This window comes from Brevibacterium linens ATCC 9172 (genome assembly GCF_900169165.1).
Taxonomy (GTDB): domain Bacteria; phylum Actinomycetota; class Actinomycetes; order Actinomycetales; family Brevibacteriaceae; genus Brevibacterium; species Brevibacterium linens.
In genome coordinates this window covers 237,495-249,461 of record NZ_FXYY01000003.1, presented here as the reverse complement: position 1 = coordinate 249,461, position 11,967 = coordinate 237,495, and the positions used below count along the sequence as shown (strand labels likewise).

The 11,967-nt window shown below is 64.8% G+C and carries 13 protein-coding genes; 1 reads left to right on the top strand and 12 read right to left on the bottom strand.

Annotation, left to right across the window (positions count from 1 at the left end; translation table 11 throughout):
• Positions 1-24: 24 nt before the first annotated feature.
• The 12 genes from BLIN9172_RS04275 to BLIN9172_RS04225 form a co-directional block, all read right to left on the bottom strand.
• On the bottom strand, positions 25-621 hold the full coding sequence (locus tag BLIN9172_RS04275) for a histidine phosphatase family protein (protein WP_101553974.1): 597 nt from the start codon (positions 619-621) through the stop codon (positions 25-27).
• A complete protein-coding gene (gene rsfS, locus BLIN9172_RS04270; protein WP_025776782.1) occupies positions 618-995 on the bottom strand; it encodes a ribosome silencing factor in 378 nt (125 codons plus the stop codon). Before rsfS ends, BLIN9172_RS04275 begins: the two co-directional genes overlap by 4 nt.
• Before the next feature lie 53 nt (positions 996-1,048).
• Positions 1,049-2,536, bottom strand: a complete 1,488-nt coding sequence (locus BLIN9172_RS04265; RefSeq protein ID WP_101553973.1) for a hypothetical protein — start codon at positions 2,534-2,536, stop codon at positions 1,049-1,051.
• On the bottom strand, positions 2,529-3,134 hold the full coding sequence (gene nadD, locus BLIN9172_RS04260; RefSeq protein ID WP_035319614.1) for a nicotinate-nucleotide adenylyltransferase: 606 nt from the start codon (positions 3,132-3,134) through the stop codon (positions 2,529-2,531). The genes BLIN9172_RS04265 and nadD overlap by 8 nt, the downstream gene beginning before the upstream one ends.
• A gap of 1 nt (position 3,135) precedes the next feature.
• Positions 3,136-3,297, bottom strand: a complete 162-nt coding sequence (locus BLIN9172_RS18045; RefSeq protein WP_155807341.1) for a hypothetical protein — start codon at positions 3,295-3,297, stop codon at positions 3,136-3,138.
• A 173-nt stretch (positions 3,298-3,470) separates the two neighbouring features.
• Positions 3,471-4,760 carry a glutamate-5-semialdehyde dehydrogenase gene (locus BLIN9172_RS04255; RefSeq protein WP_101553972.1) on the bottom strand — a complete coding sequence of 430 codons (1,290 nt, stop codon included), beginning with the start codon at positions 4,758-4,760 and terminating at the stop codon, positions 3,471-3,473.
• 3 nt (positions 4,761-4,763) lie between these two features.
• Positions 4,764-5,927 (bottom strand): glutamate 5-kinase, encoded by a 1,164-nt coding sequence (gene proB / locus BLIN9172_RS04250; RefSeq protein ID WP_101553971.1) that lies wholly within the window; start codon positions 5,925-5,927, stop codon positions 4,764-4,766.
• Positions 5,924-7,489, bottom strand: coding sequence for a GTPase ObgE (obgE, locus tag BLIN9172_RS04245; RefSeq protein ID WP_101553970.1), 1,566 nt, complete (start codon positions 7,487-7,489; stop codon positions 5,924-5,926). Before obgE ends, proB begins: the two co-directional genes overlap by 4 nt.
• 102 nt (positions 7,490-7,591) lie before the next feature.
• Positions 7,592-7,843, bottom strand: coding sequence for a 50S ribosomal protein L27 (rpmA, locus tag BLIN9172_RS04240; protein WP_025776788.1), 252 nt, complete (start codon positions 7,841-7,843; stop codon positions 7,592-7,594).
• A 15-nt stretch (positions 7,844-7,858) separates the two neighbouring features.
• Entirely contained in the window at positions 7,859-8,167 is a 309-nt protein-coding gene (rplU, locus tag BLIN9172_RS04235) for a 50S ribosomal protein L21 (RefSeq protein ID WP_025776790.1), read from the bottom strand.
• Between the two features lie 247 nt (positions 8,168-8,414).
• Entirely contained in the window at positions 8,415-8,732 is a 318-nt protein-coding gene (locus BLIN9172_RS04230; RefSeq protein ID WP_025776791.1) for a chorismate mutase, read from the bottom strand.
• A 125-nt stretch (positions 8,733-8,857) separates the two neighbouring features.
• Positions 8,858-10,387, bottom strand: coding sequence for an alanine/glycine:cation symporter family protein (locus BLIN9172_RS04225; protein WP_101553969.1), 1,530 nt, complete (start codon positions 10,385-10,387; stop codon positions 8,858-8,860).
• Between the two features lie 139 nt (positions 10,388-10,526).
• Between BLIN9172_RS04225 and BLIN9172_RS04220 the strand changes: the two genes are divergently transcribed.
• Positions 10,527-11,924: an SPFH domain-containing protein gene (locus tag BLIN9172_RS04220; RefSeq protein ID WP_257904153.1), complete on the top strand. Its 1,398-nt coding sequence runs from the start codon at positions 10,527-10,529 to the stop codon at positions 11,922-11,924.
• Positions 11,925-11,967 lie beyond the last annotated feature (43 nt).

Here is an 11,967-nt window from a genome sequence, read left to right as displayed (position 1 = left end):
CCGGCAGTGCCGCTGACCCTCGCCTCAGCGGGAGAACGCGCCCCAGCTGCGCAGCACCCAGCTGTCGCCGGTGAATCCGAACTCTCCGTGACCGCAGTTGCCGAGGACGCCGAGCCGACCGGTCCCGTTCATCTCCAACAGGATTTCGGCGGCTGCCCGCAGGACCGCACCGTGAGCGACGATGGCGATCGGCTCGGCGTCGGTCGACCGTACGATCTCGGAGATGGCAGCTGCGACGCGGTGACCGGACTGGGAACGGGACTCGCCCCCGGGCGGATTGACATCGGCACCGGAGGCCCATTCGGCGAGTTCGTTCGGCCAGATCTCGGCCACCTCGGCGCGCGTGCGCCCTTCCCACTCACCGAATGCGGTCTCGCGCAGACGCTCGTCGCGCAGGGGTTCGCGACCGACGAGCGTCGCCAGGCTGTCGGAGGTCGCCGCTGCACGGGAGAGGTCGGAGGAGACGATGAGTTCCGGATCGAACTCGGCGAGGAGTCGAGCGGTTTCTTCGGCCTGAGCTCGGCCCGTGTCGTTGAGGGGGACGTCGGACTGTCCCTGGAAGCGACCGGCGACGTTGAAGTCCGTCTGTCCGTGACGCCAGAACAGCACCGTCTTCGTCATTCGTCCGAGCCGGGTTCGGGCAGCTGCAGGTCGATAGCCGGTACGTCTTTCCACAGCCGTTCGAGCGCATAGTACTCGCGCTGCTCGGCAGAGAAGACATGGACGACGATCTCTCCGAAGTCGAGCAGCACCCAGTCCCCTCCCCGACCCTCGCGGCGCAGCGGGGTGAGGTCGTGCACGAGCTGCAGCTCTTGTTCGATCGCGTCGATGATCGCACCGATCTGGCGTTCGTTGTCGGCCGAGACGATGAGGAACGCGTCGGTGATGTAGAGCGTGGAGCTCACATCGAGGCCGATGATGTCGGTTCCGAGCTTCTCGTCCGCCGCTTTGGCGGCGGTTCGAAGCAGCTGGGTGGATTCGGCGATCTCGCTCACAAGATCCTTTCGCATGGATGCGGTGGTGGAGGTGGTGTGTCCCCGTGTGATGTTCAGAGGAACATGACGAGGGCGATGACGATGAGGGCCAAGGCGAAGAACGCGGCGACGCCGAGGACGATATAGGGCATCTTCGAGGGCTCTTCGCCCATGAGGATCTGACCGTCCTGCCCGGTGACCGAGCTGGCTCGGATGCGTGAGCCGGGAGGGTTCTCGGTCTCTTCGTCTTCGTAGTCGGCATTCGGCAGCGACCAGGCTTCGGGCACTGCGTCCATCGGGCGGGTCTCCGGGTTGGCGGCCAATGCGCGCGCCGCGTCATCGGAGCCGGCGTCACCCGGCGACTGATCTGCACCGTCGGTACCCGTGCCGGTCTGCGACTCTTCGCCGCGGACAGAGTCCGGGGTCTGCTGTCGCTGAGTTTCGCTCCCGCGCGCATCATCGACTTCGGGGATCTGAGCCGACGCGGCGGTGACGACGCGCACTCCGGACGTCGAGGGAGGCTGCACGATCGGCATCCGCCGCGAACGGGACGCGGGCTCGGGCTCGCTTGCGGCATCTGCCTCGGGCGTCGCAGCCGGCTCGTCCGCGGAAGCAGGTTCGTCCGCGGGAGCAGGTTCGCCTGCGGGAACGGCACCAGCGGCAGCTTCCGAGTCTGCTTTGTCGGCCGAGCCGCTCTGATCCGCCGATTCGGTCTGGTCCGCGGCATCGGCCGGCTTCTCGTTCTCGGACTCGTCTCCGAGCGCCGGAGCATCTGCGTCGAGGGCCGAGTACGGCATCGACAGCGCGTCGTAGGGCTCGCTGTCCACGGTCGTCGGCCGCGGTGCCGAGTCAGCAGTGACGGGGGCCTCGAAATCACGGGCGGCGACCTCTTCGGTATCTCCCCCGAAACCGGCGGTGTCATAGGATTCGTGCTCGGTGCCCGCGGCATTCGCATCCGGGCTCGACACGGACGAGGCATCTGCAGGGTCGGCTGCGGCGTCCGTGTCGGATGCGTCTGACTCGACGGCATCCGAGCCGGTGGCTTCCGACTGTGTGGCCTCCGATTCCGGGACCTCCGGGATCGGACCGGTCAAGCGACCCTCGGCAGCGGCCTGGCGTTCGGCCAGTTCCTGCTCGTCGGCCACAACCGGCATCGCGCCGGTGGACAGATCGCCGTTCAGCGAGAGTCCGTGTTCGCGCAGGTACCGCTTCTTCTCTGCTCGGGTCTGGAAGTGCGGCAGCGGAGTCCGAGTCGGGTCGAGACGGTCCTCGGCATGGACCGGGGGCCGCGACTCCTGCGGGTGGTCAGATGCCAGGGCACCGCGTTCGTGGCTGGTCCGTGGCGAAGGATCGGGGTCGATACGTGAGGCGGTGTCATCGCTGGTCTCGGCAGCGGGTTTCGCATCGGGCTTCTTCGGCGGCAGCGGATTGAGGAGCCCCGCGCGAGAGTTCGGAGCCTCCTTCGGCTGCTCAGGAACCTCTCGTGCTTCGAACGCCTGTTCCGCCGCCAGCCTCTCGGCTTCCCGCCGTGCTCGACGTGACGTGAACTGCTCCTCAGCCATTCTCACTCCTGTACAACTCGTACTTCGCGATGTACTGCACTACGCCGTCCGGCACGAGGTACCAGACAGGTGCACCATCCATCACCCGTTGTCTGCAATCCGTGGACGATATCGCCAGTGCAGGGATCTGCACGAGACTCAGCCGATCGACCGGCAGTCCTTCACCATGGAGTTCGTGCCCGGGCCGACTGACGCCGACGAAGTGAGCCAGGGAAAACAGCTCATCCACATTCTTCCACGTCAGGATCTGAGCCAAAGCGTCCGCGCCGGTGATGAAGAACAACTCGGTATCGGGACCATAGCTGCGGGCGAGGTCCCGCAGCGTATCGATCGTATACGTCGGGCCCGGTCGGTCGACATCGGCTCGAGAGACGGTGAACCGGGGATTCGATGCCGTCGCGATGACCGTCATCAGATACCGGTGCTCGGCGCTGCTGACCTCTTCGACGTCCTTCTGATACGGCCGTCCCGTGGGGACGAAGACCACCTCGTCGAGGTCGAAGGTCGCCTGAACCTCACTGGCCGCGACGAGGTGGCCGTTGTGGACGGGGTCGAAGGTGCCGCCCATGACACCGACTCTGCGTCTGTGCTCTGCCATATCAGTGGCGGTGCGAGATGCCCTTCCACGACCGAGACACCAGGCCCATCGTGATGAAGATCGCCAGGGTGATGAGTCCGTACCAGATCGGATCCATCGGCAGCTCGACGTGGGCGGCGTGCTCCCCACCTTCGGCTGCGGCGGCCATAATGGCTGCGTTCACGTCTTTTCTCCTTACTCAGTGTCCGACGCGCACAAGCGCGTCGGCGTCATTACCTTCTCAGTTTCTCATGAACGACCCAGGAATCCGGCATCGACATGACATCTTCCTCTTCCGACGGCTCCCCCGATCGGGGGTCCCCAACCGATCGGGCGGGTGTCGGAATCGCCGGCGGCTCAGGAACGGACCTGTCCGTTGCCCATCATCACCCACTTCGTCGTCGTCAGCTGCTCGAGTCCCATGGGACCGCGTGCATGCAGCTTCTGCGTGGAAATTCCCACTTCTGCGCCGAAGCCCAGCTCTCCCCCGTCGGTGAATCGGGTGGAGACGTTGACCCCCACCGCTGCGGCATCGATGGCTGTGACGAAGGTGTCGGCGTTGTCGAGGTCCTTCGTCACGATCACTTCGGTGTGGCCGGAGCTGTAGGCGCGGATGTGGTCGATGGCCTCTTCGATTCCGGAGACGAGTTTGATGGCGATCTCCAGCCCCAGATACTCCTTGGCCCAGTCACGTCGTGACACCCGGCGAATCTTCATCCCCGCAGGTGCCAGTGCTGAGACGTCCGAGTCGGCGTGGACGATGACTCCAGCGCCGTCGAGCCGTTCGAGGATCTTCGGCAGCACACGCTTCGCGGCTTTCTCGTGGACGAGGAGGGTCTCCAACGAGTTGCACACGCTGGGACGATGCGTCTTCGAATTCAGGACGAGGTCGACGGAGGTCTTCACGGTGGCGGTGGAGTCGATGAACATGTGCACATTGCCCACCCCGGTTTCGATGACGGGCACGATCGATTCCTGCACGACCATGTTGATCAGATCGGCGCCGCCTCGGGGAATGAGCAGATCGACGTAGTCGCGGGCAGTCATGAGCACGTGCGCACCCTCGCGTCCGTACTGGTCGATGCCGCTGATCGAGTCGGCCGGAAGTCCCGCCGATTCGACTGCGCGGCGGAGGATGGAGATGATCTCCGTGTTCGAGTTCTGGGCCGCCGACCCGCCGCGCAGGACCGAGGCATTGCCGGACTTCAGGGCGAGGACGGCGATGTCGACGGTGACGTTCGGACGGGCTTCGTAGATCGCGCCGATGACACCCATGGGCACGCGATTCTGGGTCAGCCGGATGCCGTTGGGCAGAGTCCGGCCGACGACGACATCGCCGACGGGGTCAGCCAGGTCGATGACGTCCTCGACGGAATCGGCGATCGCGGCGATGCGATCGGCATCGAGGCGCAGACGATCGAGCAGAGCGTCGCTCATCCCGTTCCCGGTGCCGGCTGCGATATCGGCATCGTTGGCCTTGACGATGCGGTCGGTGCTGCTGCGCAGAGCGTCGGCGATGGCGCCGAGCGCTGCATTCTTCTCCGCGGTCGAGGTCGTCGCCAACAGACTCGACGCGGCCTTGGCATTGCGGACGATGCGGGTGACTCCGCGCACGGTCTTCGGGTGGATCTCGGCTGCTGCTGTCATGGGCTATCTCCCCCCGCTCACGTGTGTGAGAACGAGATCGTTTCGATGGATGACCTCTTTACGGTAATCATTTCCCAGACGGGTGCCAAGTTCCTCGGTCGTGGACCGGAACATCAGCGGCAGCTCCGCCGAAGAGAAGTTCGACATACCGCGAGCGATGACATCACCGGCAGGGTTGCGGATCTCGACCGGATCACCGGCCTCGAACTCTCCGCTGCACGCGGTGACACCGGCCGCGAGCAGAGAGGTTCCACGGGAGAGCACAGCGGCCTCGGCTCCGTGGTCGATCGTGATCGAGCCGAAGGTGCGAGCGAGATGGCGCAGCCACAGAAGACGGGTGCCCCGACGTTTGTGTGTGACCGCGAAATACGTGCCGACATTCTCGCCGGCCAGCGCCGAGGCGGCCTGCGGTGCCGAGGTCAGCACGGCCGGAATACCGGAATCGGCGACCATGATGGCGGCCTCGACCTTCGTGGCCATTCCTCCGGTGCCCGTGCCGGCGGTCCCGACGCCGCCGATGGCGAGTTCGTCGAGGTCACGTGGACCGTGGACGCGGTCGATCAGCCGAGAGCCGGACAGATCCGGAGGACCAGAGTAGAGCGCGTCGACATCCGACAGCAGCACCAGCGCATCGGCGTGGGAGAGGTGGGCGACCAGCGCGGCCAGGCGGTCGTTGTCGCCGAAGCGGATCTCTTCGGTCGCCACAGCGTCGTTCTCATTGACGATGGGCAGCGTGCCCAGGGCCAGGAGTTTGTCGATGGCACGTTGGGCGTTCTTGTACTGGGTGCGGCGGATGAGGTCGTCGGCGCTCAGCAGCACCTGGCCGGGAACGAGGTCGTAGCGTCCCAGAGCCCGCGTATAGGCGGCCATTAGCAGTCCCTGGCCGACCCCGGCAGCCGCCTGTTGGCTGGCCAGATCCCTCGGACGCTTCTTCAGTCCCATCGGTTCCAGCCCCGCCGCGATCGCACCTGAGGAGACGAGGATGACTTCGTGACCGGCCGACCGGTGGGCACCGATGACATCGGTCAAGGCGATGAGTTTGGCTTCGTCGAGTCCGCCGTCGATCGTCGTCAGCGAGGAGGAGCCGACCTTGACGACGACACGACGGGCGCGGGCGATGTCGTCACGGACGGACGCTGCGGTGGAGTCCGCCTGCACTGCGCTCACTCTTCGCCGGCTCCCTCGGCAGACTCCGTCGCAGGTGCACCGTCAGCGCTGTCACGGTGTGTACGTTCGGCCAGGCGCTCCTGTTCGAACTCCGCCCGAGTCGCGGCCTTCGCGTCCATCTTCTCGTGATAGGCGGCTTTGCGCTCCTTGCGAGTGGCTCGCGATTCCTCGTCGAGCCGGGCATCCGATCCTCGGGAGCCCAGCAGCTCGGCACCGCCGACGGTCGTGGGATCCCAGTCGAAGACGACTCCATCGTCTCCGCCCACGACGATCGTGTCACCAGGTTTGGCACCGGCCTTGAACAGGGCCTCCTCGACTCCGAGGTGGTCGAGCCGGTCGGCGAGGTAGCCGACGGCCTCGTCGTTGCCGAAATCCGTCTGCTGCACCCATCGCCGAGGCTTGTCGCCGAGGACACGGAACAGCGGACCGTCGGCGCTGCGTTCAGAACGGACTTCGAATCCGCGATCGTCGACGGCCTTCGGACGGATGACCACGCGCTGCGGAGTCGCCTCCAGCTCGGCGCGGCGCTCCCGCTCGGCGAGCACGAGTTCGGCCATGGCGAACGAGAGTTCCCGCAGACCCGCATGGCTGACAGCGGAGATCTCGAAGACACGGTAGCCGGCGGCCTCGAGGTCGGGTCGGACGATATCGGCGAGGTCACGTCCGTCGGGGATGTCGACTTTGTTCAGCGCCACGAGTTTCGGCCGTTCGGACAGCGGGAGGAGTCCGCTGCCATCGTCGAGGTCGACGGCATAGGCGGCGAGTTCGGATTCGATGATCGTGAGGTCGGAGACGGGATCGCGTCCGGGCTCCCACGTGGCCATGTCGATGACGTGAACGAGTCCCGCGCAGCGTTCGACGTGGCGGAGGAACTCGAGACCGAGTCCCTTGCCCTCCGATGCTCCGGGGATGAGCCCCGGAACGTCGGCGACCGTGTAACGCGTGTCGCCGGCCTGAACGACGCCGAGGTTGGGCACGAGCGTGGTGAACGGGTAGTCGGCGATCTTCGGCTTCGCGGCCGAGAGAGCCGCGATGAGACTCGACTTGCCCGCCGATGGGTAGCCCACCAGTGCGATATCGGCGATCGTCTTCAGTTCGAGCACCAGGCTCAGCGTCTGTCCGGGCTCGCCGAGGAGCGCGAAGCCGGGGGCCTTGCGCTTCGCCGATGCCAGCGCAGCATTGCCGAGACCGCCGCGACCTCCGGCGGCAGCGGTGAATTCGGTTCCGTCATCGACGAGGTCGGCGATGACATCGCCGTTGGTGTTCTTCACGACCGTGCCTTCGGGAACGTCGACGATGAGGTCTCTTCCGTCGGCGCCGTGCTTCAGGTCGCCCTTGCCGATCCCGCCGTCATCGGCACGGACGTGCGGACGGTGGTGGAGGGGAAGCAGGGTCGTGGTCTGGCGGTCGACGCGGAAGATGATGTTCCCGCCGTTGCCGCCGTCGGCGCCGTCGGGTCCGCCGAGCGGTTTGAACTTCTCACGCCTGATCGAGGCACACCCGTTCCCACCTGCGCCTGCGGCGAGATGAACGGTGACACGGTCTACGAACTCGGTGGCCATAATGTCCTTATATCAGATGAAGGGTGAGTCGTTCGACTCACCCTTCATGCTCCCTTGACTCAGGGAGAGATCATATTGACGACGGAACGGATCCGGGGAGGATCAGGCTCCGACGATGTTGACGATCTTGCGACCGTTGCGGGTGCCGAATTCCACGGCTCCGGCAGTCAGAGCGAAGAGGGTATCGTCTCCTCCACGGCCGACATTGGCTCCGGGGTGGAACTTGGTTCCGCGCTGGCGGACAATGATCTCGCCGGCCTTGACGGCCTGGCCGCCGAAGCGCTTCACGCCGAGGTACTGTGGGTTCGAGTCGCGACCGTTGCGGGTCGAGCTGACTCCCTTTTTGCTTGCCATGTGAGAAGTCTCCTCTTACTTGATGTTCGTGATCTTCAGGCGGGTGAGGTCCTGGCGGTGGCCCTGACGCTTCTTGTACCCGGTCTTGTTCTTGTACTTCTGGATCACAATCTTGGGACCGCGGAGTTCACCGGCGACCTCAGCGCTGACCGAGACCTTCGCCAGAGCGTCGGGATCGGTCGTGACCGTCTCACCGTCGACAAGAAGTACGGCATCGAGTTCGACGCTGTCTCCAGCCTTCGCCTTCATACGGTTGACTGTGATGATATCGCCGACGCTCACCTTTTCCTGGTGGCCCCCGGCACGGACGATGGCATAGACCATGCTCGAACCCTCTTTCTGCTAAAACACAAACGAACGGCGGTTGTCCCTTGGCTGCCGCGGGACGAACCCGCAGACATCCCATTGAGAGGAATCACCAGCCGTGGCGCGTCACGCGCACCGACGGTCAAGTCTAATCGAGAGCACACAGCATCGGCAAACCCACGCCCCATCGGCATGCGGACGATCTGCGTATTGTGAGCCATCTCTCGTTCGTCCGCAGAAAGGGCGCGATCCTCGCTTCTGCGACTCAGCTCTCGCGTGCCTCTGCGATGCGTTCGTGCCGGCGGATGACCTCGGCGACGATGAACGCCAGGAACTTCTCCGCGAACTCTGGATCCAGGTGGGACTCCTCGGCGAGCTCCCGCAGCCGGGCGACCTGCCTGGCCTCCCGGGACTCGTCGGCCGGAGGCAGACCGTGGTCGGCTTTGAGTTCGCCGACGCGCTCGGTGAGTTTGAAGCGCTCGGCGAGGAGATGAACGAGGGAGGCATCGATATTGTCGATGCTGCCCCGCAGCTCCTGCAGCCGTTCGACCGCGCGTGTTCTGTCGTCTCTGTTCTCATCCACGCGCCCAGTCTATCGATGGCCGGACATGCCTGTGCGCCGCGTCCGAATGGGCGCGGCGCACAGGCATCCTTGATCGAGGAGGTCCCCTCCGGTTGAGTTGCCTCTCCGGTCGAGGAGGCTCGGATTCAGGCGGGCTGGTCGACCGGGACCGCGTCGGTCGTGTCCGGGTCGTTCAATGTTCCGGCCTTGCGGTCGGCGAGGTACTTCTTCATCTCCTTCTTGACCACCGGCATGAGCATGTAGAGGCCGAGGATGTTGATGAAGGCACACATGAAGAGTGCGGCGTCCGCGAACTCGACGACCTTCGAGAAGGTCGCCACACAGCCGACGACGACGAAGAGGCAGACCAGTGTGCGGAAGACGGTGACGCTGGCCTTCGCATTGCCGAACAGGTAGCTCCATGCCCGCTCTCCGTAGTACGCCCAGGTGATGAGGGTCGAGAAGGCGAACAGCGCGACAGCGATGGCCAGCAGGACCGGGTACCACGAGGCGACGGTCGAGAAGGCGTCCGAAGTCAGGGCCACGCCCCCGATCTCACCGGCGCCGAGGTCCTCTCGGTAGGAGGCCTGATTGGCGACGATGATCGTCAGCGCCGTCATGGTGCAGACGACGACCGTATCGATGAAGGGCTCGAGGAGTCCTACGAATCCCTCGGAGATCGGACGGCGGGTCTTGACCGCCGAGTGGGCGATCGGTGCCGATCCGATGCCGGCCTCGTTGGAGAACGCCGAACGCTGGAAGCCGATGATCATGACTCCGACAATGCCGCCGGCCACACCCTGCGGGTTGAACGCCCCGGCGAAGATCTCACCGATAGCGGCCGGGATGTTCGAGAAGTTGAGCCCGAGCACGAGGAGACATGAGATGACGTAGAAGATGGCCATACCGGGAACGAGCTTGTCGGTGACCTTCGCGATCGAACGGATCCCGCCGAGGATGACCAGGGCGACGAGCGCTGCGAAGATGATTCCGAAGATGAGCGAGGCGAAGGGCCCGGCGAGGATCCCGTCGTCGCCGCCCGTGGCCGTGCGGACCTGGGCAAAGGTCTGATTGGCCTGGAACATGCCGCCGCCGACGATGCCGAAGATGAGGATGGCGATGGCGAACAGTCCGGTGAGCACCGTGGCCACCGGCTTGGAGAAGCGGCGGAAGGCCACAGGGAGATACTTGAATGGTCCGCCGTGGACCACCCCGTTCTCGTCGATCTCACGGTATTTCACTCCGAGGGTGCATTCGACGAACTTCGTGCACATGCCCAAGAGACCGGCGATGATCATCCAGAAGGTCGCACCTGGACCGCCGAGGGCGATAGCCACACCGACACCGGCGATATTGCCGAGACCGACGGTACCCGACAGCGCGGAGGCGAGAGCCTGGAAGTGAGTGACCTCACCGGGGTCGGACTTCGACGAGTATTTGCCACGGATGATCTCGAGCGACAGTTTCGCCCCTCGAGCTTGGATGAAGCCGAAGTAGACGGTGAAGACCCCGGCCGCGAAGATCAGCCACAGGACGACGAAGGGAAACGAGATCGATCCGATGATGATCGGAAAGAAGATGACGCTGCCGAACCACGTCGCGATCGGATCGAACCATGAGTTGATGGCATCGTCGACCGGAGAGGCCGGCGCTGCTGAAATGAAGAAATTGTTCATAGTGTGACAATCTACTGAGACCTGCGTCACATTCAAGCGTTCCACCTGATGGGACGCGTTCAGTTATCGAACTGTTACGAAACAGGCGGCTCTGCGGCCATTTGAGATTCGTGTCTCATCAGCTGGCTAGACTGGGACCATGACTCAGAACCCTCAGCAACCAGGCCAGCGGCCGCCGCGGTCTCCCAACTCATCCGCCGATCGCGGGCCGATTCCCAGCGGAGATCCGAGCACGCACATCCAAGCCGGGCACAGTCAGCCTGCGGCATACCCCGGTGCGGAGGCAGTGACGAATCCCAACGGGCACTATGGATCCCAGGGAGCACAATCCGCGTCGATCGGTGGTTCGGAGGCGACGGCACAGTATGGTCCGCCCGCCGGAGCTCAGGCGAACACCGGTGCCCCGCCGCACCACGGTGAAGGCTCACCCCTGCCGTCGACACGGCGGAGTCGTCGTCACCTCGAACAGGCTCCCGGTTCAGGTCCGGGGGCCGGTTCCGGCGCTGGACCCGCCGTATCGCCGGCACCGGCCCGCGGGCCCCGACGCTCATCTGTGCAGGCGCCGGACTCCGGTCGGCCTCCTGCGGGGCCGGGGCAGCCCAACTCGGCCCCGACGCGCATCGTCTCCCCCGACGGTGAACGCGTGCGCGAGAAGCCGGCCGGCGGGGTCTCGGGCTATTTCGCTATCGTCGGTGCCATCGTCCTGCTCCTCGCCGCTGTGCTCATGGGCATCATCGGCTTCGTCATGAGCTTCGCCCAAGTCGCCGTCGGCGTCGTCCTCTTCGTCATCGCCGTGCTGTGCTTCATCGCCTCGATGTTCCTGTTCAGGGGATGCACCTCGGTGGCGCCCGGACATGCCGTCGTCCTCCAGCTCTACGGCAAGTACGTCGGCACGGTCAGACAATCGGGACTGCGATTCGTCAATCCCTTCTATACGAAGGACCAGATCTCGACGCGCATCCGCAATCATGAGACCTCGACTCTGAAGGTCAACGATCTCGACGGCAATCCCATCGAGATCGGCGCCGTCGTCGTCTGGCAGGTCAGGGACACCGCGCAGGCGATGTTCGAGGTCGATGACTTCGAGGAGTTCGTCGCCATCCAGGCGGAGACCGCCGTTCGGCACATCGCAAACTCCTACGCCTACGATTCCTCGGATCCACACCGCATGTCTCTGCGCGACAACGCCGACGAGATCACCTCGCGACTCTCCGATGAGGTCGCCGCCAGAGTCATGGCCGCCGGCGTAACCGTCATCGAATCGCGCATCACCCAATTGGCCTATGCTCCGGAGATCGCGCGTGCCATGCTCCAGCGCCAGCAGGCCACAGCCGTCGTTGCCGCTCGTCAGCTCATCGTCGAAGGCGCCGTCGGCATGGTGGAGACAGCGATCGAAGAGATCGAAGGGCGTCAGATCGTCAGGCTCGGGCAGTCCGAACGCAGCGATCTCGTGTCCAATCTGATGATCGTTCTCTGCGGTGATCAGGCGGCGCAGCCGACGATCAGCACCACCCGCAATCAGCAGTCGGCAAGCTGACCGGTCCGAGCCGCGCCTGCCGAACACGACAGCGCCCCGTCGA